Below are 24,487 nucleotides of genomic sequence, written 5' to 3'. Positions count from 1 at the left end.
ATGCAAGTTCGAGCTGTAGCCGCGTTAATCGCGCTGGCCTTTTTGAGTGCAACACCAACCTGGGCCGAAGCCATGCGCCCCTTTATTGATGACGCCGGTCGGGAAGTCAGCATTCCCGTGCAAGCCCGGCGCGTTGTTTCCCAGAACGACAACCGCCTGACCTTGCCGTTACTGGAACTGGGCACACCATTGGTCGGCAGCGCCGGTCGTTTGGACGCTGAGGGCCAGCCTTACCTGCGTGCCGTGCCCGATTTACTGGGCATCACCTTCGCGAACAGTGGCATCGACTTTGTCGGCACCTATAACGAACTGGATTACGAACGCATCGCCAGCCTGCAACCGGATCTGATCATTACCATGATCGAAACACAGGCCGAACCGCTGTCGCGCATCGCGCCCACGGTTGTTATCGACCCGAACCAGTATCCGGTGAAAGAGGGCATGCAACGGCTGGCGGAAATTACCGGTCGACAGAATCAATACCAAAGCCTGCTGGCGCGCTATGAACAAAAACTGGCGCTGACGCAGCACTATTTCGACACCATGGAGCAACGTCCCGGCGTGACCGTCACCTTCTCGTTCCCGGCCGGTAATGCGCTTTATGTTTACCGCGACCTCGGCGCGTTGACCGTCGCCCTCGACGATCTCGACTTGGCTTTGCCCGATTGGATCGCGCAAATGGACGCCCGCCAACTGTCGCTCAGCCCGGAGCGTTTGCAGGACATCGACAACGACTTTCTGATTAACTTTTACGGCACCGTTCCCGAAGCCGGCCCCATGCAAGTACGCGCCGGGTTAGAAGGTTTCTTCCCCGGCTGGTGCGACCTGTTATTCGCCTGCCGCCAGGACCAGGTGTTGTTCTTCCCCTACGCCAGCTTTGGCTACGCCTTCAGTGCGTTGGAACTGAATCTGGATTTGTTGACCACGCACATTGCCGGGCGGGATTGGCAGGCCAAGCCTTGAGGGTGAGTTGACGTTTTCAGTGACATAAAAAAAGCCGGGCAATGCCCGGCTTTTTTATTGCTCAGACAATCAAGCCGTCGCAGGCTCCACCGTTTTCAGCGTTACCACCGACAACACCACCGCAATGGTCGCGCAGGTTGCAATGCCCGCGACCAGTACGACCGGCGTGCCGTTAAACAGCGCACTGAGAATGGCGATGGCAACCGCGCCTAAGACCATCTGCAAGGTGCCACCCAGCGAGGCTGCCGTACCGGCGATGGGGCCGTGTTCTTCCAGCGCCAGGACCATGGAGGTGGGGATCACCAGGCCGAGGAAGGCGAAGGTGATGGCCAGCATGGCGACCAGCAGCGGGAACGCATCCCAACCGATCAGTACAAAGGTCAGCAACAGCAGCGCTGACACGCCATAGCCAGCAACCGCCCATTTGACGACCGGGATTGAGCCATAGCGGTTACCCAGGTTGGCGGCTATCTGGCTGGTGCTGAAAAAGCCGAGCGCGTTCACCGCGAAGAACAGGCTGAACTGGAAAGGTGACAGCCCATAGTAGTCGGTGTAGAGGAACGAGGCGGTGGCCAGAAACGAGAAGAAGCTGGCCATGCCCATGCCGCCGATCAGCGTGAGGCCCATAAAGCTGGGGTCACGGAACAGGGTTTTGAACGCGCGCATCATGTTGCTGAATTTGAAGGGCGCGCGATCGGCCGGTGCCAGGGTTTCGGGCAAACCGAACACGGCGGCGCTGACGCTGACAATGGTCACCAGGGCACAGGCAACAAAGACGGCGCGCCAGCCGAACGGAATGATCACGGCACTGCCGATTAACGGAGCCAGCATCGGCGCGACGGCGATAACCAGCATGACGGTCGACATCAACCGGGTGGCGGCTGCGCCGGTGTAACGGTCACGGATAACAGCACGCGGAATCGACATGACCGCGGCGGCACCCACGCCCTGGAAGAAGCGCAGCGCGATCAGCCACTCAATGGTCGGCGCCAGCGCACAACCAATGGATGCAACAGCGAACAGGCCCAGGCCGAAATACAGCGGCGGCTTGCGACCGAACACGTCCGACGCCGGGCCATAACCCAGCTGAGACAAACCAAAGGCCACGAAGAACGACATCAGCGTGCCTTGGGTGGCCGAGGTGGTGGTGGCCAGATCCGCCGTGATGGTGGGCATGGCGGGGAGATACATATCGATGGCGAACGGACCAAGAGCGCCCATCAACCCGAGGATCAGGGCTGTTTTGAACAAATCGGTATTCACGGAAGATTCCTTTGAAGGTTCATGCCCCGGCAAGACAACCGGGACTACTGCGGACATTGAAAGAGCATAACGGTTTACAGCCAGTGGCGAATGTCCCGAAGGTCATGCTTTAGAGAACTATTTCGCTGCCTGTTGATGAAACGTTGTCGCTTGGCGGGGCAGGATATCGACAGTCGGTGATGAATTAATGACGCCGGCGATACAGCAGGTAAATAAAGAAGGGGGCGCCAACGGCGGAAACGAAGATGCCGGCGGGTAAATCCTGAGGCAGGAAGAGGGTGCGGCCGATCAAGTCGGCAATCAGTACCAGCGCCGCGCCGGTACAGGCTGAGCCGATCAGTCGGCCGACCATGGTCTGGCCGGTCAAACCGCGCGCCAGGTGCGGTGCCAGCAGACCCACAAAACCGATGCCACCCGCGAACGCGACCGCCGAACCGGCCAGGCCAACACTGCACACCAGCAGCAATAAGCGGTAGCGGGCAACGGCCAGCCCCAGACCCAGTGCATGGCTGTCGGTCATGCCCATTAATCCCAGTTGGCGAGCGAACAGTAAGGTGAGCGGCAGTAACGTCAGTGACCAGGGCAATAAGCCCCCAACATCCTGCCATTGAGCGCCGTACAGACTGCCGGTTAACCAAACGTAGGCGCGCACGGTGGTCGACAGCGGGCTCATCACCAACACCAGGGTGGTGATGGCCTTGAGTGCGGCCGCCAACGCAATGCCCACCAGCACCAGTCGAATGGGCAGCACACCGCCACGCCAGGCCAGACCGTAGATTAACGCGGAGCTGACCAGCGCACCGGCGATGGCCAGCGGCGGTAACCAGTCCAGACTCAACGCGCTGCCCCAGGCCAAAAACAACACCGCCGCAACGGCGGCGCCATCGGTCACGCCAACGATGTCGGGCGATGCCAGCGGGTTGCGCACCAGCTGCTGCAACACCGCTCCGGAGACACCGAGGCCTGCACCCACCAGAACCGCCAGCAAGGCGCGCGGCAGACGCAGTGTATGGACCACAAACCGGTGATCGCTGTCGGCCTGAAATGCAGCGCTGAATACCTCCGTTGGCGTCAGCACACTCGAACCCAGACAGAGGCTCAATAACAGCAAACCGCTCAGCGCCAGCAATGCCAGCGCACAGCCGATCAGCGTGCGTCGATGAAACGCCAGCGCCAGACTTTGGGAACGGTTGCGCAGCAGAACATGGCTCATAAGGCGGGGCTCCGCTTACGCGCCACGATGATAAAGAAGGGCGTACCGACCAGCGCGGTCAACGCCCCGACCGGGATTTCCTGCGGCGGCACAATAAAGCGCGACAGCGTATCGGCGCCGAGCATCAGGCTGGCGCCGAGCAGGGCACTCGCCGGTAAGACCCAGCGATGATCGCGACCAAAGAGTCCGCGCGCCAGATGCGGAATGATCAGGCCAATAAAACCGATCATCCCGGCCAGCGCCACCGAACCCCCGGCCAGCACCACCACGATCGCGCCCAGCGCCAGCCGCGTCGCCAGCACGCGTTGCCCCAGACTGCGGGCGACGGCTTCATCGAGCATCATCAGGTTGATTTGCCGCACCAGCAGCGCGGTGGCAAACAGTGCGATAAGAAAGAAAGGCACAAAGGGTTTCATGGTGTCGAAGGAAGTGCCCGCCACCGATCCGCCGAGCCAATACAGAATGCCTTCGAGGCTTTCCTGATTGAGGATCAGCAAGCCCTGGGTGAAGGCGACAAACAAGGCCGTCATCGCCGCACCGGCCAGCACAATGCGCACCGGCGATAAGCCCGCTGGCCCGCTCATGCCCAGCACATACACCAGCACGCCTGCCACGGCCGCGCCTAAATAGGCGAACCAGATAAACTGACTGACCGAGGTCAGCGATAAAAAGGTAAACGCCAGCGCCACAAAAAACAGCGCCCCGGCGTTGATGCCAAACAGGCTCGGCGAGGCCAATGCATTGCGCGTTAACGCCTGCATCAAGGCACCGGACACCGCCAGGCTGGAGCCGACCAGCACCGCCAGCACCGCCCGGTTCAGTCGGTTGGCGCGCACGATGATGTGGTTGACCACACTGTCGTCGTAGGCAAACAGCGCCTGCCAGACGGTGTCGAGTGACATTGCCGTCTGGCCCAGCGCGATGCTGGCGAAACCGGTGACCAGCGTGAGCAGCAGACAGCCGCTCAGCGCCAGACTTTTAGTGAAGGGTGTGTGCAGCAAGAAAGGGATCGTCCGGGCGGGTTACTCCAGACCGTAATGCTCGAACACGCTGTCGACCATACGCTGCGCTGCAATCGGACCGCCGCCCATGTTCCAGTCCACCTGATCAACGCGATAAACCTGCTCATTGCGCACCGCATCAAGGGTGTTCCACAGCGGATGGCTGGTCCAGTCCTGATAGTTTTCCATGACGGTGGCGTCGGTCTCGGTCATAAAGATAAAGAACACATCGGCGTTCATGGACGGAATGCTTTCTTTCGAGGTCAGCTTCACACCCCAGACATCTTCGCGATGCGCTTGCGGCCGTTCAAATCCCAGTTCGTTGAGAATGTTGCCGGCAAAGCTGGAGTAATAAATGCGCGCGTGGTCGTTGCGGAAATTCAGCAGCGCGACCTGTTGCGGCCAGTCGATGTTATCCAGCTCAGCCACCTGTTGTTGGAAGTCGGCGATGCGCGCGTCCCAATTCTGATGCCACTGCTCGGCGGCGTCAGTGCGACCGGTGGCGGCGGCGACCAGATCGAGCGTTTCTTTAAACTGGAAGACGGTTTCGTGAGCGATGGTTGGCGCAATTTGATTGAGCTGATCGTAAACCGCTTCGTGACGCATTTTGGCCGCAATGATCACATCGGGGTTCAGCGCCGCGATTTCTTCCAGGTTTGGCTGGGTTTCCAAGCCGACGTGGGCCACGTCGGCCAGCTCATCGCGCAGATACTGATACATGGGTTTTTCCACCCACGAATCGACGACACCCACCGGGGTAATACCCAGTGCCACTGCGGCGTCGGTAGCGCCCTGATACAGCGTCACCACACGCACGGCCGGTGCATCGAGTTCGGTGCGGCCCATGGCGTGGTCGATGGTGAGGGTGTCGGCCTGAGCAAGGCCGCAGATGGCCAGTAATGGCAAGGCGAATTTGAGTTTGAACATGACGTCCCCTGAGTCGTATCGGCGGGATTTGAACGCGTGTCGCGACCCGGATAGGGCCAGCGCGAAGACTCGACATAGTATTGATAGGAGTTCTCATTTTCAATATTATTCAGGGCACTACCTTTCACCGGATGGCGGCCTGTTACCGCTCTGCGCTGCCTCATTTTTTGGAGTCTCAACGTGTCTTCATTGTTGCGTATCTGTACGGTTTTATTATTGACGCTGGCCGGTGCGGCTCAGGCTGAATCGGCTTTCCCGGTCACGCTTGACCATAAATACGGCTCGACCACCATTGACGCTGAACCGCTGCGAGTGGTTTCTGTCGGCTTCAGCGATCAGGACGACATTCTGGCCTTGGGCGTTCAGCCGGTTGCCATTCGCGAATGGTACGGCGAGATGCCTTACGCCACCTGGCCGTGGGCGCAAGATGAGCTGGGTGATGCGCAGCCGGTCGTGCTCGGTCGTGGCAACCTCGATTATGAAACCATTGCTGAGCTGGAGCCGGATCTGATCATCGGTATTTCCTCGGGCATGAGTAACCGCGAATACAAGCGCTTGAGCCGCATCGCGCCGACCTTGCCGCAATCGGGTGATTACATCGATTACGGTGTGCCCTGGGATGTTCGCGCCCGCACCATTGGCCGCGCTCTGGGTAAATACGAGCAAGCCGACGCCATGGTCAGTCGTCTGGAAGCGCGCATTGACGCGGTGGCCGAAAACCACCCTGAGTTCGAAGGTCAGCAAGCGGCCATTGCCTTTTATTACAACGGTGACGTGGGCGCCTACAGCACCAACGATCTGCGCAGCCGGTTAATGGAATCCTTTGGCTTTGACATTCCAGACGTCTACGACGAAGAAGCGGGCAATTCTTTCTACGCGTCGTTCAGTGAAGAGCGGATCGATTTGCTCGATGTCGATGTGCTGGTCTGGCTGGCGGGTAACGATGCGTTGGAAGCGGTTGATGGCTTGTCATTGCGTCCGATGCTGACCGCCTATCAGGAAGGCCGTGAAGTCTTCGTCGGTGAATTACTCGGCGGTGCCTTTTCCTTTATGAGCCCGTTGAGCATGGATTACCTGCTCGATGAGTTGGTGCCGGAACTGGCGTTGGCGGTTGATGGTGATCCAGAGACCGTCGTGCCGTCGTCGGTGGAGTAAACGCGGATGACGTCAGCAGCACGCGTTCACCGGGTACCGACGCTGGCCGAGTCGCTGGGCCGGATGGCGGCCGTGTCGCACCACCTGGCTTCCGAGGTTGGGCCTGCGGAAGGCGAGTGGGTGCCGTTCAGCGAATTACTGCAAGAGCAGTCACCGCTGCGCGATCGGTTGCTGGCTCAAGAAGCCGAACGCTGCCCGGGCCTGGACGTTAAAGGTCAGGTGGCGTTTTTGCTCGGTGGCGCCATGCACTATCTGATGGTGGTGGTGGCACCGCTGCTGTTGATGGGCCGTCAGGTGCCATTGCTGGATCCGGAGCGTTTGGCGTTTCGCACCCGCCAGGTGCCTTGGCAACATGGCAAAGAATCCGGCACCTATCAGGCCATCGACTGGCGCTTTGCTGAGGATGCGTTCTGGACTGACCAAAGCGGCGATTTGCCCGCTGGCGGCATCGCCGTAAGCTCGGCTGAAGCGCTCTATGCACAGCTGAACGCTCAATTGGCCACGGTGTTTGAACCCTTAATTGAACGCTTTAAAGTGATCAGTCGGTTAAGTCGTGGTGCGCAATGGCGCCAGGCGGCGGATGCGTTGGCCGGGGCTTTTCTCACCACCGGCCAGACGCTGCATATGGAACCGGCCGCTCGCGCGGTAGCGGACACCTTGATTGGTGACTCCCGCTCGCCGCTCCACAATTCCAAAACCGGCTTTGTGGAGATTGTCGTCGATCACCCGGCCAAGCCCGACCAAACGATCCGTCAAACTTACCGCGCCCGCGGTGGCTGTTGCCGTTACTACACCGCTGACAGCGGCCATTTGTGCAGCACCTGCGTACTGGTGAAACCAGAGGAGCGCGATGAACGCCTGCGCAACCATCTCCTGAACCACCACCACGACTGATTTCGCGCCGGTTTCCGGCAGCCCACCCAGTTGCAATGCAACGTTGTGAAATCCGTCACAATTATTGTTTGCAAATGATAATAGTTATCGTTAGTATTTATTTCGAAGGTCGATTCAGTACCCACCTCGATGGTTAGGAGCACGGTCCGCAACCATCGAACATGGACGACCTCCGCACCGTTTTCCGATTACTCTCCCTCTGTCGTGATCGGGTCTGGCTGGAAGCGGAACAGGACGTATGGGTACTGAATGGTTGCCGGCCGGGATGGGTGGGCGAACATGCATCCCGGCCGGTGTTTTTTTACCGGTCGTCTTTCAGTGTCAAGCCAAGGAACTGCGTGATGGATATCAAGATCAAAGTTGTCTCATTGCTGCTGGTCAGCGCACTCTTCACCGCCTCGGTCGCCCTGGCCCAGGTTTGGCCGCAGCTGGTCAACGCCCTCTGATCAGTCGGCTTTGTTGTCCAGCCGATAGAACCCTTCCGGCGCCAATTGCCGGGTGAGCCACGGCAGGCAACGCTGCAACTGTTCCGCCAGCAGATACGGCGGATTCAGCACGAACATCCCCGAGCCCGTCATACCATAGCCGCTGCTGTCTTCACTGACGTTCAACTCAGCCTGCAGCCAGTTTTTACTCAGTTTCTTCAGTTTGCGTACCAGAGTGTCGCTGCGTTCGCGTTGCACGATGGGATACCAGACCAACGCACACACCGGTTGGAATTTCCGCGTCACTGTTGCCAGCGTATCGGCCACCTGATCGTAATCGGACTTCTGCTCGTAAGGCGGGTCGATCAATACCAGCGCGCGTCGTTCTTTTGGCGGCATTGCCGACAATAAGCCTTCAAAGCCATCGCGCTGATAGCAACGCACCCGGCGGTCACCGTGGAAATGGCGCTCCAGTGCCGGGAAATCGTTGGGGTGCAGTTCGAACAATTGCAGGCGATGGTCGGGACTGAGTTGGCTGGCAGCAATGGTCGGCGAGCCCGGGTAGAGTTCGTTCAAATCCAGACCTGTGCCCGTGAGCACATCCAGAAACCCTTGCACTTCGACGGGAACCCGGTCGGCTTTCAGCAGTCGGGCAATGCCGGTTTCGAACTCTTTGGTCTTTTGCGCCTGGGCAGCGCTGAGTCGATAAGCGCCAGCACCGGCATGAGTGTCGACATAAACCAGCGGTTTGTCTTTGCGCGTTAAATAGTCGGCGCACAGGCTCAGCACCAGGTGTTTGAGCATGTCGGCGTGGTTGCCGGCGTGAAAGGCGTGGCGGTAACTGAGCATGAAAGCGGCTTCGGTATCAATGAAGCCGGGATACTAAGCGCAAGGGCCGCTGGCGGCCAGCGTTGCGGACAATTAATGCAAGGTTTGCGGCGGTCGGCAGCAGCGGCTCATCATCGCCACTTCGAAATACAGGTCACGCACTTCGCGTTTTTCCGCACTGTTTTGCGCCAGTTGTTCCAATCGTTGCAGTGGCTGGTAAATCGATTCCAGACAGCGGCAACGCCAGTCTTCTGGGACGAACTCATCGCTGATGGTTTCGCGCAGCAATTGATATTGCAGACGGTAGTAGTGACGTTGCGACGCCTGGCTTTGCAAGCGATGCGGGACGGGCGCATCGAGCCAGTGGCGCAACAGCTCGGGGTTATCGGGTTCCGAGGCAAAGCGGATTTTTCTTGCCAGCAACGCTGAAGGGGCGATGGCAGCCTGGGTCATGATGCCTTCCTTGTAATGATAACTATTATCATTAAGTTAAGTGGCGGATGACGGGCTGTCAAGCAATAACCCCAGGCTTTGTGTGCAAAAAAAACCGGCCACTCAGGGCCGGTAAAGCAAGCAGAGTAGGACGCCTTACAATCAGTTCATTGCGATCACACGATCCATCCGTTCCAGGTCGTTCAGCACCTGCCATTCACCGCCGCCGTCCTGAACGCGTTCCTGCCAGGCATCGAGCCGGTGCTGATAATCGCGCGGGTCAATGTTGTCCTGGTTCAGTTTGGTGACGTTCAGCGCCACCACCTGAATACCGGCAACATCGATCGGAAAGTCGCGGATGTGGCCTTCGGGCAGTTCTTCGGCCAGGTCGGAAAACACCAGCAGGTATTTTTCGCCAGCTTCGGTTTCGTTCAGATAATCGACCGCCTGAATGACGCCGCCGGTGACATCGGTGTAGGCGCTGCCACCGTTCACGCTGGCGATAAAGTCGTGCATCTGTTTTTGAAACGCGCGCTTTTGCTCGTTGGCGGCACTGGGGCGCGGATCGAATGTCGCCTGAACGATGATGTCTTCTTCGTTAAAGCTGGCGCTGTCGATGCGTGCCAGCGCCAGGGAATCGCCGGTGTTCAGCGTGGCCAGCAGGTAGTTCATGATTTTCTCAGCTTTATCCAGCTGCTGGGTGTAGGTGCCGGAAATGTCCATCAACATATAGACGGCCCGGCTTTGTACCGGCGGTTCGCCGCAGCCAGCCAGCAGCACGGTGACGGCCAGGCTGGCGGCGGCCAGACGGCCGCGTTTTGTCAGGGAGTGCAGTGTGTTCAGCAGTCGCATGGTCATTCTCCTCAAACGTCTGCGGTGGATTGGTTGCGGATGCGCTTGCTTTCGATCAGCGCGGGTTCGTCGTCCCAGTCGTCTTCCGGGCGATGTTCCGCTCGGCGGGCTTTGATCAGACGCTCCACGCCCAGCGGCACCATGATGACGAGGTCGTACAGGTTGATGACGATCTGGCAGGCGTAGCGACCGAGGCTGCCAATCAGGCGAAGAGCCACGCGCAGCGTGCGCAGCAAGCCGACCATCACCATGCCCATTACGGTGCGCAGCGAATGGATAAAGGACTCCAGTGGAATGGCCACGAACGCGAGAGCGAATGGCAGGATGAAACCCATTACCATCTGGCCGATGGACGGAATCCAGCGGAACTGGGCTTCCACCACCGCAACGCCGGACAGCGATTGCTGCAGCGCAGAACGGTCGAGCGCCAGCAGGTCGCGCATGTAGGCGAGAGACGCTTCGATGGTGGCGAGAATGGTCAGAATGGTCAGCGTAATGATGATCATGCGGCGGCGCAGCCGGTCGTCCATGGAGTGAATCACCGGGAATAAATGGGTAATGCGCAGCGATTCGAGCAAAAACAGCCCCATGGCGATTTCCACCAGAATGATCACCAGAGCGGCAATATCGGAGGTGCGCATGGCACCGATGGTGGAGGTGGCGCCGACCATTTCGGACATCGGCAGAGCGATCAGCTGGAAGTTGATCAAACCGCCGAGGGTCGCGATGACCAGTACCAGACCGGCGATTAAAAACTGGGTGATGGACGAGGACGTCAGCGCATTCACCGAAGCGTCTTCACCTTTGCGAATGGATTCGTAGCGCTGCATCTGACCATCGATGGTGCGGGTGCGTTCTTCCAGGCCATCCAGCGTCTTCTTCACGTTGTCCATTGAACTTTGCAACGTGCGCCATTGCGGTTGCATGGTGCTCAAGTGGCGATGACGCTCCAGCGTCGCCTTCTGATACGCCTTCAGCGTTTGCTGGTGCGATTCTTCGATGGCGTCTTTGATGTTGTTGAGCACCTTATTCATCGCCGGGTCGCCGTTGGTCGGCAATGCGGCAATGGTTTCCACCACTTCTGACCAGGCCGGTGGCAGTGGCGCGGCCTGGGTGGACGCCTGATAATCGGCTTCAATTTTTTCGATCGCATCGGCGATTTTGCGATGCAGTTTCGGGTAGGCGCCCAGGTCACGCTCGACCAACGTGCTGACGCGATTGAATTCGCGCTCAATGGTTTTTTCCGCCTGCGCCCGGCCTTGGGCGATCAGCACATCGCGGTTGCGGGTGATCAGGCGATTCTCCAACCCACGCACCGAAAAGGCCGCCAGACGCATGGCGCTATAAACAGCGCGGCCCAAGGTGGTAAACAGTTGATGAGCCTGCTGGCGGCCCAGATACAAAACAGTCACCAGCAATACCAGCCAGATGGCCGCTGAAATAGCGACCGAATCGGACCAGACGGTTAATAGTTGTTCGAACATGGCGTCTTTCCTCTTGTTGGGTTAGAGGGAGCCTCTGAATAACTCCCCCAGGGCTCTGCGCGAGCTAAAACGTTCTGCCACTAGGCGCACTTCGCAGCGCAATGGCCGTAGCCCTTGTCAAGAAGTGCAACACCGGGGCAGGACGTTTTAGCCGCGCCCTCCGGGGCTTTCCGAGGAGCACTGCCACCGCGTTAAACTCATTTGAAAGGTCTAGACATTCCTGCATGAGTTTGCCTTGTGGCAGCGTCCCTCGGACAAGCCAGAGCCTCGGGAGAGTTATTCAGAGGCTCCCTGGTACGACGCGGAGTGTGGGGGAGGCTGGTGAAAAATTTGTGAGTAGGGGAGGCGGGAGACGCTGGACGGGAGACGGAAGACGCTTATTACGCAACCAGCGAAGCTGGTTGACCACTAACCGGCGTCCAGCGTCTCCCGTTAAGCGTCTCCCGTCCGTTAACTCCTTCACGCCAGAGCCGTCTTTACAATGCTAGACTGACGCCAACCGTCATCGCAGTAGCTCAATCATGACCAGCATTTTGTGGGTGGAAGACCAAAGTCACTGGATAGAACGCTTCAAGCCTGTGCTTGAGGCGACGGACTTCGGTGGCGAGCCAACCGAAGTCACCACCTTTAAGTTCGCCGAAGCCGCTTGCCAGCACATTCGCAGCGCTAGGCAAGCGCCGGATGTCGCCTTGCTCGATGCCCATATGGGCGGCAACAGCATGGCGGGATTGCAGGTTTCGCGAGCGCTGCACAAACGCTGGCCCGGGTTGCCGGTGCTGTATTTGTCGGAGCATTCGGGTACGGATATTGAGCAGGAAGCCTTCGAGCAGAGCGGCACCATGGATTTTATTGCCAAGCATCAGCGCAATGTTGAAGCCGTTTTATGCTGGCGCATTCGCGCGGTTTTGCGCCAACGGCAACATCAGAGCATTACCGGTACAGCGGCCAATGACGACACCATTCGCAGCGGCTCACTGAGTATCGATACCCGCACCTGGGAAGTGTTCTGGCACGGCACCCGGCTGATGAACCCGACCAATGCGCGCCGACCGCTGGCGCCCACACCGCGCAAAATTCTGCGCTATCTGGTAGAAGCGGCGCCCAGTCCCTTGTCGACGCTGCAAATTGCCGACAAGCTCGATGCCGATCCAGAGCGCTTTTCCTACGCCAATTATCGTCAGCACATTCGTACCTTAAGACGCGCTTTCGATCAGGCTGAAGCTCAGCCCAATGCCTTCAGCGAACGCTGTCGACAGGGGCAGGGGATTGTCACCTTCGGCGATGAAGAATCCTACTGTTGGAGGCCGGATGTCTAAGCAAACCGCCAATAACGACCAGCCATATCAAGCCAAACTGAAGATTCATTTCAGTTGGCCCAGCAGTTTCGCAGCGCTGGCTTTGGTGACCTATTTATTCATGGCGACCGAACCGAACATCGCCGGTTACTACGGTTTATCCGATGCGGTTTTTGACTGGCCGTACAAAGTGTGCGCCATGGCTCTTTTCGCGCTTTTGCTGTGGTGGGATGCGCACCGTTACGGCCGCGATAAAATCAAACATCGCCGTGAACGCGAGCGACTGCGTGATGAAATGAATCAGCTGTGGGACAGCCGCAAACAGTTGCAGCGCAAGGCCCATACCCATGCCGGCCAGGCGGATAAGCTGAAATTATTTATCAGCGATAAGCTGCTGGAATACATCGAATACGACGAAAAATTCCTGCACTTTAAAAGCATCGCCGCTGAAGTGCGTCATAACGGCGTGATCAGTTTCGATAAAGTGCAGGGCGCATTAGAGGCCGCCTACGCTGGCTTGCCCGAAGGCGATTTTGCCCGCCGTATGACCAGCGATGCCTTGGAGCAATTGCGCTATTTATGGGACCTGCTCGACTTGGCGACGGCCGACAACATTGCGCTGCACATTGCCAATCAGTTGTGCGAATTTGAAGAGCAGTATTACCAGCGTGAACTGAACGCCGAAGCCACCTCGACCTGGGCATTGCAGCCGGATTTTTCACCGCAACGCGCGCTGGAGAGAGCCTTGATGCCGATGCTTGAAAACCCCGGTGATTTTATGGAACGGCTGCAACAAGACCTGCCACTGCAGTGGAGTGACGACAGTCAGTTCCACCTTGAAATAGAACCGTGCGGTACCTTATTGGGCAACGAAAACCACTGGGTTTTAATGTTGGAAAACCTGCTGAAAAACGCCCAGTTTTTCAGTGGCAAACGACCCTATCGCCATAAGTATCGGCGCATTGCCGTGAAGCTCAGCGAACACCAGGGACGTGCGCATCTCAGTGTGTTTAATGGCGGCCCACCGATCAGTGAAGAGGACCAGCAACGCGTCTTCCAGCTGGGTTACTCAACCCGTCGTGTTCAGGAACATCACGGCAAAGGATTGGGCTTATTTTTTGTCGGCGAAATCGTCAAGGGTTATGAAGGCCAGGTGCGGATTCGCAATACCGTGAACGAAGCCAGCCGGTTGTCACTGCGGGTGACGTTAAAAGACGGTCGAGTCATAACGGATATGATTGAAACGGTGCTGGAAAATGAATTGCCGTTGGTTGTGTTGGCCGATGGTGCCACCGATAAAGAACGCCACTGGCAATTCGACCATCGCGCTGTCGAAATTGAAATGGCCGTTCAAGGACGCCGTGAACCGCAGCGCTTAACACTCGATGACAGCAGCGGCAAAACCCTCTGGCTTGATCCTGATAACCCCGGTCGTCCGGCCTGGGTGATTCAGCTGCACAATCGTCGACGCGAATCGCAGTTGGTGTTCACTCCGCTGGATGTGCGCGGTGTGGCTTTCGAAGTTGCACTGCCGCTGGCGCAGACGCGTCTGGAAGACGACAGCATTGACGCTGATCTGGAGCCGGATTTCGAACAGTTAAACGAGCCCTTCCGTGCGCTGGAAGACTTTCGCGACACCGGCACGGAACCTTTCTCCAAACGCTGAGTCGTAGCTTGACCCGGGCACCCATGGTGGCTGGGTCAACTCATTGCCAATGGAGAATAACGATCATGAGTCAATTCAAACTGCTGAGTCTGCCTGTTGTTGCTTTTATTGCTGTTCTGGGAATCGCGGGTTGTTCCAGCATGGGATCGGACGATCACATGATGGACGACGATATGAAAGACAGCGAGATGATGAAAGACGATATGATGAAAGACGACGACATGTGAGTCGTCCGGCCGAATAACGAAACCGCTCGTTATTCGGCCATTTTTTTATGGTGCCTCTTCCCCGATAAGCTGGATGAGTCCATCGATGATGCCACCACGCCAGCACAGCCAGTCATGCCCCCCCGCGTAGTGTCTTGAGTGAACTTCATAGCCACAATCCACTAATGCCTGGGTGTGACTGTCGAGCAAATCGACCATGCTGGCTTCGCCCGTTCCGACTTCCATAAAGATGCGACCGGTCGATGGTTGTAGCCGCGTTTGTTCGGTCAGCCAACCGGTGGCGCCCGCTTGGCGACGACGCGGTTCGCCAAAATCGGGCGCGACCCAATCACGGTCAGGCCACCACAACGACGGCGACTGAGCAAGCGCAGCACCAAAGCGTTCGGGCCAGCGCAGGTTGGCATAAAGCGCGGACAACCCACCTAAGCTCTGACCACAAACAACCGTTCGTTCCGGCCGCGATGTGAATGAATAATCGGCTTGGATTTTTGGCAGTAATTCTTCCTGAATAGCCAGCCAGAATGCCTCGCTGCAACCGAGATCGTTTTGGCGTTGTTCAAGGTCGATGGAGTCGATTAACACATAGAGAGCGGCGGGTATTTTCCCCACTGCAGTTGCCGATGACAGCGCTGAATAAACAGGGAAATGGTTGGCCCAGTGCTGTCCGTCCAGTAACAGCACTAACGGACGCTCCTCATTGCCACCGGTATCGTAAATCCAGATGGATCGTTCGTTCCCCAGGCGTTGGCTGTGCCAGCGTTGTTGTTGCCACTGCGACTCGGCCGGGGTGACAGCCTGAGCGCAATCGAATGCCTGCCAGTCCGGTTGTGGCAGTGCCTTTGGCATGTGCAGCGCGGAGTGCTGAACGCCCCAGCTACTGAGGTGGCTGGGCCAGTGATTGAGTGGGTCGGCCCGACCGGTACGGGTGATTTTATCGAGCCACCAGCGGCGATGTTGCAGGCGTTTTTCGTGGCGGCTGCCTTGATAATCGGGAACCGTCAGGTCACTGCGGTGAGGCGCAAAGACATAGCTGCCGCGCCAGTCGAGCGGTAAGACCGTTTGCCAGACCCAGACATCGGTTGCCTGATAACGCCGCATGACGGCGGGCTCGACACTGTGATGGTCGGTGACCGCATTGACGTCAATCAGCACCGTTCGCGTGCTCGAACGCTCCGGACCACCTTCGGGATCGCGCCAAAAAAAGCTCACTTTCGCATCGGTTGCGGACAGCTTTTCCACCCAGGGTGTGCCGACTTCCTCCAGCAAAGCCCACCACTGGGGGCTTCCCCAGTCATCGGGCAGGGCGGTTTCGGTTTCAGGGCCTACGACAGACATCTGGTTATTTCCTGGTGATTTCGATCTGCACTTAACCATAAGGGGCAGACTTTGTGTTGATATTGTAAATGAAAATAATTATCGTTCGAAACCGCATTTGGCTGGTCGTGGTACGAACGTGCAGTTATTGACTTCGATTGGCCGGCATCTAAACGGAAAATGATGATATAGGAGTCTTCAATGACGTTCGACCGACCGATCACCGCACTCAGTAGCCTGGCGGTGGCCATTGCCATGCTCAGCCAAGCGGCAACCGCCGAAACCACCCCAGCCCAAACACTTGCCCCCGTGATTATCACCGGTGAGAAAATTGAGCGCACCCAGGCAGAAAGCACCACTGCGGTGACCGCGCTGAGCGATGAGGAGGTCGATAACGGCCAGTTTGAGTCGGTCATGGACCTGACCAGTTTGGTACCGAACGCCATTGAAGGCGCTGAAGGCGTGCCTAACGTGCGTGGTGTCAGCGGCTCTGGCGGTACGGCCGGTGGCGTGACATTGACCAGCGGTGCCAAGCCACGTATCAGCACCAGTATTGATGGTATGAGTGACGCCTACTTCGGTGAAGGCTATAACCTGGATTCGCTGTGGGATGTTGAGCAAGTCGAATTCTTGCGTGGTCCACAATCTACCTTGCAAGGCCGCAGTGCCAGTGCGGGTGCTGTTGTCGTCAAAACTAAAGATCCGTCATTCGATTGGGAAGCCGCGGTTCGTGCCGGTTATGAAACGGCAGATGAAGAAACATTGCTTGCCGGTATGGTGTCTGGTCCATTAATTGAAGATCAGCTGGCCTTCCGCCTGTCAGCACAAGGCTCATTGGCAGACAGTTATATTGACTACAAACTCGATGACGGTTGGCCATGGGATCCGGCTGAAACAACTCGAACGGATGTGCGCGCCAAATTGCTATGGATGCCAGAGTTCTTACCGGATTTCTCCAGCCAGTTGACGTTTAATCAGCGTACTCAGGAAGGTGAGTACATGCGTCGGGTGACTGAGCCGTATGATGATTACGTGCTCGATGGTGACTTGGCCGATATTAATCACCGCGTTACCGATTCAACGTCTCAGGCACTGGTCTGGGATATGGATTACATCCTGTCGAACGACTTAACCGCCTATGTGACTTACACCCATGGCAATGTTGATTCGTCTTTTGAAATGGCAGGTAATGGTTCATCAAATATCGGAATGTCGATGGACGTGACCGAGGTGAGCAACACCCTGGATAGTCGCTTGGTTTACGACCCCAGCGCCGGTCGTTTGCAGGCGGTAGTGGGCACCAACTTCTATCAGCGCACCCAAGATATCGTTGTGGTTCGTGGTTCAGGCATCGATGGCGATGGTTCTGTTTTAACCGGATCCGTCTACGGTGACAGCACCTTTGCTTTAACCGACAGCCTCAACCTGATCGCCGGTGGGCGACTGGAAGCGGAAAATCAAAAACGGGATGTCAGCGCTTACGGCAATCCGTTGGATTCCGATGTGGATACGTTGGTATTACTGCCAAAGGTTGGTGCAAGCTATGAATTCCTGCCGCAGAACACCGTTACTGCCACCGTACGCAAAGGTTATACGCCCGGCGGCGGCGCTGTTGCCTTTGACGGTAGCTATGACTATTACGAATTTGATCGTGAAGAAGTCATCACCTACGAATTGCTGAGTCACTTGAGCATGTTGGAAGGTGGCTTGGTGGTTGATACGGCCCTGTTCTATAACGATTACAGCGATTTCCAAAATTTCTCTGGTGGCAAAATCGTGAACGTTGAATCCGGCCGTAACTTTGGTGCTGAATTAAGTGCCAGCCTGCAAGCAACGGCAGGGCTGTCGCTGACGGCCTCCATGGGTGTTCTGAGCACGGAAGTAACTGAGGCGTCGGGTGCTGTTGCCGATTTGGAAGGTAATGAGTTCGCTAATGCGCCGGCATTCAATGCCAGTCTGGGTGCAAAACAAAATTGGAACTCGGGTGTGTTCTTAAATGGCAGCGCAAACTACGTTGGCGAATACTACTCGGATGGTACCAATAACGAAGACCACAAGGCGGGTGATTACTACGTCCTCAACAGCGCTGTTGGCTACGAAAATGATGATTTCACCGTGCGTCTTTATGGCCGAAACCTGACCAATGAAACCGTCATTCTGAGTCAGTCTACTCGGACAGTAAAAGAAGCTCGTGTCGCCACCCCCCGTACCTTTGGCTTAACCGTCGACTATCGTTTCTGATAACCGACACTTAATCAGGCATAAAAAAAACCCGGCCAATGCCGGGTTTTTTCGTTTTACGGAACCAACATCTCAGTCCCAGAATTCCACCGTGGCATCCACCACCACCTTGCAGCTGCACGCCAGAATATCGTTGGCACCACAGAAGGCGATGGGGTCGCCTACCTCTTCGATGCGACCGCTGATTAACGTCATGCGGCAGGCGCCGCAGTAGCCTTCGCGGCACTGATAGGGAATCTGAAACCCCTGATCTTCCAGTTGCTGCAGCACCGTTTTGTCACGCTGTGGGAACAACGTGACTTTACGAGTGCTGCGGTTATCTGAGCGTTGCTGACTCACAACTCGAAGTCACCCAGGGCATCGGCGTCGACATCCGAGTGAATGGCGCCCACCAGGTAGGTGGTGATTTCGGTTTCCTGAGGGGCAACCTGTACCGAGTCACTTTGCAACCAGGCGTCCATCCACGGCAGCGGGTTTTTCGGCGCGCCGAATAACGGTTGCTGACCGAGTGCCGCTAAGCGTTGGTCGGTGATGTGTTCGACGTACTGACCCAGAATGTCGGCGTTCAGACCGATCATCGAACCGTCTTTAAACAGGTACTTGGCCCATTCGCGTTCCTGCTCGGCGGCCTCTTTGAATATCTGCACCAGGGTGCCTTGTTCTTCGGCGGCAATTTCACCCATTTCCGGATCGTCCTGACCTTTGGCCATCAGGTTCAGCATGTGCTGGGTGCCGGTTAAATGCAGCGCTTCGTCGCGGGCAATAAAGCGAATGATCTTGGCGTTACCTTCCATCTTGGAACGTTCGGCAAAGGCAAAACTGCAGGCGAAGCTGACGTAAAAACGAATCGCTTCGAGCACGTTGACCGACACCATGGTGAGGTACAGAGCGCGCTTTAATTCACGCAGTGCTTTTTTGCCTTCGGGGCCGGAGCACCATTCGTCAGAAGCGGTTTGATAACGCTGAGTCTGAGCGATCAGTTCGTCGTAATAACGCGTCACCGAGGTCGCACGGGCAACGATGGCCGGGTTGGCAACGATGTCGTCGAAGACTTTGCCCGGTTCGGTCAGAACGTTACGCATGATGTGCGTATAAGAGCGCGAGTGAATGGTTTCACTGAACGCCCAGGTTTCGATCCAGGTTTCCAGTTCCGGCAGCGAAACGATCGGCAGCAATGCGACGTTGGGTGAGCGACCCTGAACACTGTCGAGCAGTGTCTGGTATTTGAGGTTGCTCAAAAAGATATGCTGCTCGTGTTCGGGCAGAGCGATGAAGTCTTTGCGGTCACCGCTGAGGTCGACTTCTTCCGGGCGCCAGAAAAACGACAACTGCTTTTCAATCAGCCGTTCGAAGATGCTGTATTTTTGCTGGTCGTAACGCGCCACGTTGACCGTTTCACCGAAAAACATCGGTTGACTGAAGGGATTAAAATCGGCCTGGTTGAATGTTTTGTAACTCATGAAATGTCCTTGTCAGCCGCAGCTGAAATTCTTACAAATCGAACCGGTCAATGAATTCGGCCCCACCCTAAGGTGAGGCCGTTTGGGCGTTAGATTTTGCATGCACCGGATGCGCAATCATCGTCCTCGAGTTCGGCACCGGCGCCGTCTCGGGTGTTGTGGTAATAGAGCGTTTTGACGCCCAGTTTGTAGGCGGTGAGCAGATCGCTGATCAGTTTCTGCATCGGCACCTTGCCACCTTCGAAGCGGGCTGGGTCGTAGTTGGTGTTGGCGGAAATTGACTGGTCGACGAATTTCTGCATGACACCCACCAGGTTCAGATACCCTTCGTTGCTGCCTTGTTGCCACAACAATTCGTACTGGTCTTTGAGGTTGGCGATGTCCGGGACCACCTGCTTCATAACACCGTCTTTGGAGGTTTTGACAGAAACCAGACCACGCGGCGGTTCAATACCGTTGGTGGCGTTGGCGATCTGTGAAGACGTCTCGGACGGCATCAGCGCAGTCAGCGTTGAGTTACGCAGACCGTCGCGTTTGATGTCGGCGCGCAGACCTTCCCAATCCAGTTTCAACTCGGTGTTGCACACCTTGTCGAGGTCTTTCTTGTAGGTGTCGATCGGCAGTTTGCCCGCCGCGTATTGAGTTTCGCTGAAACCGGAGCAGGCACCGAATTCGCCCGCCAGTTTGTTGGATGCCTTGAGCAGATAATATTGAATCGCTTCGAAGGTATCGTGGGTCAGATCCAGCGCAGAACCGTCGGAATATTTCTTGCCGTTCTTGGCCAGGTAGTAGGCGTAGTTGATGACGCCGATGCCCAGCGTACGACGCTTCATGGAACCGATTTCGGCGGCTTTAACCGGGTAGTCCTGATAGTCGAGCAGGCTGTCGAGGGCACGCACGATCAGTTCGGACAACTCTTCCAACTCGTCCAGTGATTCCAGCGCGCCGAGGTTGAACGCGGCCAGAGTACACAGAGCGATTTCACCGTTCTCATCGTTGATGTCGTTGAGCGGTTTGGTCGGCAGGGTGATTTCCATGCACAGGTTGCTTTGACGCACCGGTGCCTGTTTCGGATCAAACGCGCCGTGAGTGTTGCAGTGGTCGACGTTCTGAATGTAGATACGACCGGTCGACGCACGCTCCTGCAGCAAAGTGGAAAACAGTTCCACCGCCGGAATGGTTTTCTTGCGAATGTCTTCGCGCTGTTCGTATTCGGCGTACAGACGTTCGAACTCTTCCTGGTCTTCGAAGAAGGCGTCGTACAGACCCGGAACATCGCCTGGGCTGAACAGGGTGATGTGCTGGTTTTTAATCAGACGGGTGTAGAGCAGACGGTTGATCTGCACACCGTAGTCGAGCTGACGCACGCGGTTTTCTTCAACGCCGCGGTTGTTTTTCAGGACCAGCAGGCTTTCCACTTCCAGGTGCCACAGCGGGTAGAACAGCGTTGCCGCGCCACCACGAACGCCGCCTTGTGAGCAGCATTTAACGGCGGTTTGGAAATGTTTGTAGAACGGAATGCAGCCGGTGTGGAACGCCGCGCCGCTGCGAATCGGTGAACCGATGGCGCGAATGCGACCGGCGTTGATGCCGATACCGGCACGCTGGCTGACGTAACGCACGATGGCAGCCGAAGTCGCGTTGATGGAATCGAGGCTGTCGTCCGATTCGATCAGTACGCAGGAACTGAACTGACGCGTCGGTGTACGTACGCCAGACATCAGCGGCGTCGGCAACGACAGTTTGAAGGTGGAGGCGGCTTCATAGAAACGCTGGATGATGTCCAGACGTTGCTCTTTCGGGTACGACGAAAACAGGCTGGCGGCAATCAGTACATACAAAAACTGGGGCGATTCATAGACATCGCCAGTCACCCGGTTTTGCACCAGGTATTTGCCTTCGAGTTGCTTAACGGCAGCGTAGGAGAAGTTCAGGTCGCGCTCGTGACGCAGGAAGCTTTCCATCGCTTCGTAGTCGGCTTCGGAGTAGTCGGTGAACAGGTGTGAATCGTAGCGGCCAGCTTCGACCATGGCTTCTACGTGGTCGCGCAGTTTGGGCGGCTGGAACTGACCATAGGCGCGTTTGCGCAAATGGAAGATCGCCAGGCGCGCCGCCAAATATTGGTAATCGGGGTTTTCCGCACTGATCAGATCGGCCGCGGCCTTGATCAGCGTTTCATGAATGTCACTGGTGGTGATGCCATCGTGAAACTGCAACTGGGCTTTCAGTTCCACCTGGGAAACTGACACATCGTCGAGGCCTTCGGCCGCCCAATTGAGGACTTTGTGGATTTTGTCGAGGTCCAGTGGTTCTGAATGCCCGTCGCGCTTGGCCACTGTGATTTGAGAAGTGTTCACCTGCGTCTCCTGTTTTGTCTTCTGGTGGTGACGCGTCGAACGGTGCAAACCATCCTGGCTTGCTGCCGTTGTGCCGCAGGTCACCTCCGCCTGCTGCGTGTCAAAAAGGAACGCCCTGAGGGGTACTGAAAGCAGGGCGTTTCGCTGTGCATTTGGTCACCTCGACCGGCAGGATTACGACGGCGGATCCTGCTTTTTGCTCCCCCGGTACAACGGTTTTTCAACACTCGGGGCGGGCTGTTATGGCGTTTTCCAGGCCTTGGCTGACGTTCAGGGCACTGGTGGGACTGAATGGCCAAAATGCCTAGATATGGTGGTCTCTAACAAAGATGCTGTCAATATATAGTTTTCAGGTGAGTGTTCGCTTGCCTGCAATTGGCCGCATAAAGGGGGGCTGAATCTGGCTGGTTGATTTTTGTGCGCGAACGCGTTGGGATAGATTCAAACGGACGCCGTTCGTCAACCCCAAACGACCGTCCATTGAAACCTAAATTCTCAGGTGTTCATCATGGCCATCGTCCAATTGCAAACCTGTACCTTGACGCAGCAATGGGTATCGCACTCGCACGATCACCATCAGCTGATTCTGGCAACGTCGGGGAACACAGAGCTGAGCATTGAAGGTCGGGGCAATCGCATCACTGGCGATATGGGGTGTTTGATCCCGTCGGGCTATCACCACGATTATCTGGGCGACGGTCGCAACACCACTCTGGTGATGGATCTGCCGGTCGCGGCGCTGGGCAAACTCACGCGCAGTGACGACGCTCAGCGCCTGTTTGAACAACCCACCTTTTATCGCGTGCCCGGCGCGCTGAAACAGATGGGCGCTACTCTGGCGCAGCAAGCCAGCGTCACGCCAGGGCTGCACGATGAAATTTCGGCGCTGATTCTGCGCACGCTTTATTTGGGGCTTTACGATCAATCGCTGCCGACCCGTCGGCCTGCTGCGGTAGAAGCGCCCTCGGTGCACAGTCGATTGTCGACGTCGAGCATGAACCAGTTGGTGGCTTACGTTGAAGCGCATCTGGCCAATGACATTAAAGTCGATGACCTGGCGGCCTTGTGCTGTCTCAGCCCTGGCTATTTTCATCAGGCGTTTCGCGCCCAGACCGGTCAGACACCTATGGCGTTTGTTCAACAGCGTCGCCTGCAACGGGCGCGTTGGTTGCTTCGTGAAACCGACTGGCCGATCGGCACCATAGCCGCCGAAGTGGGTTTTCGAGACCAGGGCAGTTTCAGCCGAGCCTGCCGGCGTCGTTTCGGTTGCGCGCCTTCTGAATTGCGTACCTGAGTTTCGGGCAAATTTGCCTGAGCCTCGGGCAAGCACCTCACACCGCTCTCCCTTAGAGTCGAATTAACGCGATCACAGCGGCTCCATAAACCAAACAAAAAATAATCGCTTAAAAAAGGGAGAGACCCATGATCAGCAAGCAGACAACGGCGCTGGCGATAACCGCCGGCCTGGCGTTCGGCGTTGCCGAAGCCGCGGAATACGAAATGGCCATTGCCACCTTGATTCCGGAAAACCTGAACAACAACGCCATCTACCCGGCCTTGGTGCATTTTAAGAACCAGGTCGAAACCCGCACCGAAGGTGAGGTCGAAGTCGTCATCTTCGGCGGCGGCCAGCTGGGTTCGGAAGTGGAAACCGGTTCGCAGGTGCAGGCCGGTGGCCGGGCGTTGCAATCGACCATTTTGACGTCCGGTGCGATGTCGTCGTTTTATCCAAAATATCAGGCGGTCACCACGCCCTTTATGTTTGAAGACTGGCGTCAGGCCTGGGCGTTTTTCGACGGTGAATGGTTTGCCGACTTTATGAGCGGCGCCATCGACGACGCCGATATGCGTTACCTCGGTACCTTCGATGACGGCGGCGGCTTTGTGGCCTTTACCAACAACGAACGCCTGATTCGCACCGTCGATGATTTGGAAGGCCTCAACATTCGCGTTGAAGAAAACCCCGCCCACGTTGCGATGATGAATGCGCTCGGCGCCTCGGCGACACCGCTGCCCTGGGGCGAATTGATCACCGCGTTGGAAACCGGTCTGGCCGATGGTCAGTTCAACGCACCGGTGCTCAACACCACCTTTAACTTCAACGAAGTGACCGACTACACCACGCTGACCGGCCATGTGTATAACAGCGCCAGTTGGGTGGTCAGCGAAAGCTGGTATCAGGAACTGCCGCAAGACTATCAGCAGGTGATCATTGAAGCCGCGCGTGAAGCGGTGACTTTGAGCCATGGTGCATCCGGTGCCTTTGCCACCGCCAGCTGGGAAAAATCCTGCGAGGTATTTGAAGAGTGCTACCTGATGCCGACCAGCGAACGCCAGCGCATGGCCGAGATTGCGCGTCCGGCCTGGAAGGACTGGATCGTTAACGACTTTGGTCTGGACGAAAGCCTGATCGACGATCTGTGGGCTGAAGTCGAACGCATCGGCAGCGAACTGGAAGCGCAAGACTACGCCCGCTACGGCAACTGAAAC

21 protein-coding genes are annotated in these 24,487 nt (G+C 56.9%); 9 read left to right on the top strand and 12 right to left on the bottom strand.

Going from position 1 to position 24,487, the window contains the following annotated elements:
• The gene (locus BGP77_RS02165) at positions 1 to 963 is read left to right on the top strand and encodes an ABC transporter substrate-binding protein (RefSeq protein WP_158269244.1); all 963 of its coding nucleotides are present in this window, start codon (positions 1 to 3) and stop codon (positions 961 to 963) included.
• 69 nt (positions 964 to 1,032) lie between these two features.
• Here the strand turns inward: BGP77_RS02165 and BGP77_RS02160 are convergent, their stop codons facing one another.
• The 4 genes from BGP77_RS02160 to BGP77_RS02145 all read right to left on the bottom strand — a co-directional run bounded on the left by BGP77_RS02160 (position 1,033) and on the right by BGP77_RS02145 (position 5,367).
• Complete coding sequence (locus tag BGP77_RS02160; protein WP_199224172.1) at positions 1,033 to 2,226, bottom strand: multidrug effflux MFS transporter; 1,194 nt, start codon at positions 2,224 to 2,226, stop codon at positions 1,033 to 1,035.
• Between the two features lie 184 nt (positions 2,227 to 2,410).
• Positions 2,411 to 3,439 (bottom strand): iron ABC transporter permease, encoded by a 1,029-nt coding sequence (locus tag BGP77_RS02155; protein WP_108163097.1) that lies wholly within the window; start codon positions 3,437 to 3,439, stop codon positions 2,411 to 2,413.
• Positions 3,436 to 4,440, bottom strand: a complete 1,005-nt coding sequence (locus BGP77_RS02150; RefSeq protein WP_108163096.1) for an iron ABC transporter permease — start codon at positions 4,438 to 4,440, stop codon at positions 3,436 to 3,438. The genes BGP77_RS02155 and BGP77_RS02150 overlap by 4 nt, the downstream gene beginning before the upstream one ends.
• A gap of 21 nt (positions 4,441 to 4,461) precedes the next feature.
• Positions 4,462 to 5,367, bottom strand: a complete 906-nt coding sequence (locus tag BGP77_RS02145; RefSeq protein ID WP_108163095.1) for an ABC transporter substrate-binding protein — start codon at positions 5,365 to 5,367, stop codon at positions 4,462 to 4,464.
• A 180-nt stretch (positions 5,368 to 5,547) separates the two neighbouring features.
• Between BGP77_RS02145 and BGP77_RS02140 the strand changes: the two genes are divergently transcribed.
• Entirely contained in the window at positions 5,548 to 6,522 is a 975-nt protein-coding gene (locus BGP77_RS02140; protein WP_108163094.1) for an iron-siderophore ABC transporter substrate-binding protein, read from the top strand.
• Positions 6,523 to 6,528: 6 nt separating this feature from the next.
• Positions 6,529 to 7,416, top strand: a complete 888-nt coding sequence (locus BGP77_RS02135) for a (2Fe-2S)-binding protein (protein ID WP_108163093.1) — start codon at positions 6,529 to 6,531, stop codon at positions 7,414 to 7,416.
• A gap of 446 nt (positions 7,417 to 7,862) precedes the next feature.
• Here BGP77_RS02135 and BGP77_RS02130 read toward each other — a convergent pair whose 3' ends face one another.
• From BGP77_RS02130 to BGP77_RS02115, 4 genes are all read right to left on the bottom strand, one after another.
• The gene (locus BGP77_RS02130; protein WP_108163092.1) at positions 7,863 to 8,690 is read right to left on the bottom strand and encodes a 23S rRNA (adenine(2030)-N(6))-methyltransferase RlmJ; all 828 of its coding nucleotides are present in this window, start codon (positions 8,688 to 8,690) and stop codon (positions 7,863 to 7,865) included.
• 72 nt (positions 8,691 to 8,762) lie between these two features.
• The gene (locus BGP77_RS02125; RefSeq protein WP_108163091.1) at positions 8,763 to 9,122 is read right to left on the bottom strand and encodes a hypothetical protein; all 360 of its coding nucleotides are present in this window, start codon (positions 9,120 to 9,122) and stop codon (positions 8,763 to 8,765) included.
• A gap of 141 nt (positions 9,123 to 9,263) precedes the next feature.
• A complete protein-coding gene (locus BGP77_RS02120; protein ID WP_199224171.1) occupies positions 9,264 to 9,953 on the bottom strand; it encodes a VWA domain-containing protein in 690 nt (229 codons plus the stop codon).
• An 11-nt stretch (positions 9,954 to 9,964) separates the two neighbouring features.
• Positions 9,965 to 11,437, bottom strand: coding sequence for a hypothetical protein (locus BGP77_RS02115; RefSeq protein WP_199224170.1), 1,473 nt, complete (start codon positions 11,435 to 11,437; stop codon positions 9,965 to 9,967).
• A gap of 521 nt (positions 11,438 to 11,958) precedes the next feature.
• Between BGP77_RS02115 and BGP77_RS02110 the strand changes: the two genes are divergently transcribed.
• From BGP77_RS02110 to BGP77_RS18000, 3 genes are all read left to right on the top strand, one after another.
• Positions 11,959 to 12,753, top strand: coding sequence for a response regulator transcription factor (locus BGP77_RS02110; protein WP_108163089.1), 795 nt, complete (start codon positions 11,959 to 11,961; stop codon positions 12,751 to 12,753).
• On the top strand, positions 12,746 to 14,398 hold the full coding sequence (locus tag BGP77_RS02105) for an ATP-binding protein (RefSeq protein WP_158269243.1): 1,653 nt from the start codon (positions 12,746 to 12,748) through the stop codon (positions 14,396 to 14,398). The genes BGP77_RS02110 and BGP77_RS02105 overlap by 8 nt, the downstream gene beginning before the upstream one ends.
• 65 nt (positions 14,399 to 14,463) lie before the next feature.
• A complete protein-coding gene (locus BGP77_RS18000; protein ID WP_158269242.1) occupies positions 14,464 to 14,625 on the top strand; it encodes a hypothetical protein in 162 nt (53 codons plus the stop codon).
• Between the two features lie 45 nt (positions 14,626 to 14,670).
• Here BGP77_RS18000 and fes read toward each other — a convergent pair whose 3' ends face one another.
• On the bottom strand, positions 14,671 to 15,960 hold the full coding sequence (fes, locus tag BGP77_RS02100) for an enterochelin esterase (protein WP_158269241.1): 1,290 nt from the start codon (positions 15,958 to 15,960) through the stop codon (positions 14,671 to 14,673).
• Between the two features lie 180 nt (positions 15,961 to 16,140).
• Here fes and BGP77_RS02095 point away from each other — a divergent pair, with 180 nt between their 5' ends.
• Positions 16,141 to 18,180, top strand: coding sequence for a TonB-dependent receptor (locus BGP77_RS02095; protein ID WP_108163086.1), 2,040 nt, complete (start codon positions 16,141 to 16,143; stop codon positions 18,178 to 18,180).
• A 72-nt stretch (positions 18,181 to 18,252) separates the two neighbouring features.
• On the opposite strand, the gene yfaE is transcribed toward BGP77_RS02095, so the two are convergent.
• From yfaE to nrdA, 3 genes are all read right to left on the bottom strand, one after another.
• Complete coding sequence (gene yfaE, locus BGP77_RS02090; RefSeq protein ID WP_108163085.1) at positions 18,253 to 18,519, bottom strand: class I ribonucleotide reductase maintenance protein YfaE; 267 nt, start codon at positions 18,517 to 18,519, stop codon at positions 18,253 to 18,255.
• Complete coding sequence (nrdB, locus tag BGP77_RS02085) at positions 18,516 to 19,640, bottom strand: class Ia ribonucleoside-diphosphate reductase subunit beta (protein ID WP_108163084.1); 1,125 nt, start codon at positions 19,638 to 19,640, stop codon at positions 18,516 to 18,518. Before nrdB ends, yfaE begins: the two co-directional genes overlap by 4 nt.
• Before the next feature lie 89 nt (positions 19,641 to 19,729).
• Positions 19,730 to 21,997 (bottom strand): class 1a ribonucleoside-diphosphate reductase subunit alpha, encoded by a 2,268-nt coding sequence (gene nrdA / locus BGP77_RS02080; protein ID WP_108163083.1) that lies wholly within the window; start codon positions 21,995 to 21,997, stop codon positions 19,730 to 19,732.
• A gap of 508 nt (positions 21,998 to 22,505) precedes the next feature.
• Between nrdA and BGP77_RS02075 the strand changes: the two genes are divergently transcribed.
• Positions 22,506 to 23,291: an AraC family transcriptional regulator gene (locus BGP77_RS02075; RefSeq protein ID WP_108163082.1), complete on the top strand. Its 786-nt coding sequence runs from the start codon at positions 22,506 to 22,508 to the stop codon at positions 23,289 to 23,291.
• 128 nt (positions 23,292 to 23,419) lie between these two features.
• Positions 23,420 to 24,484 (top strand): TRAP transporter substrate-binding protein DctP, encoded by a 1,065-nt coding sequence (dctP, locus tag BGP77_RS02070; RefSeq protein ID WP_108163081.1) that lies wholly within the window; start codon positions 23,420 to 23,422, stop codon positions 24,482 to 24,484.
• Positions 24,485 to 24,487: the final 3 nt, after the last annotated feature.

This window comes from Saccharospirillum sp. MSK14-1, from assembly GCF_003054965.1.
GTDB lineage: Bacteria > Pseudomonadota > Gammaproteobacteria > Pseudomonadales > Natronospirillaceae > Saccharospirillum.
This window is presented reverse-complemented; position numbering and strand designations above follow the sequence as displayed.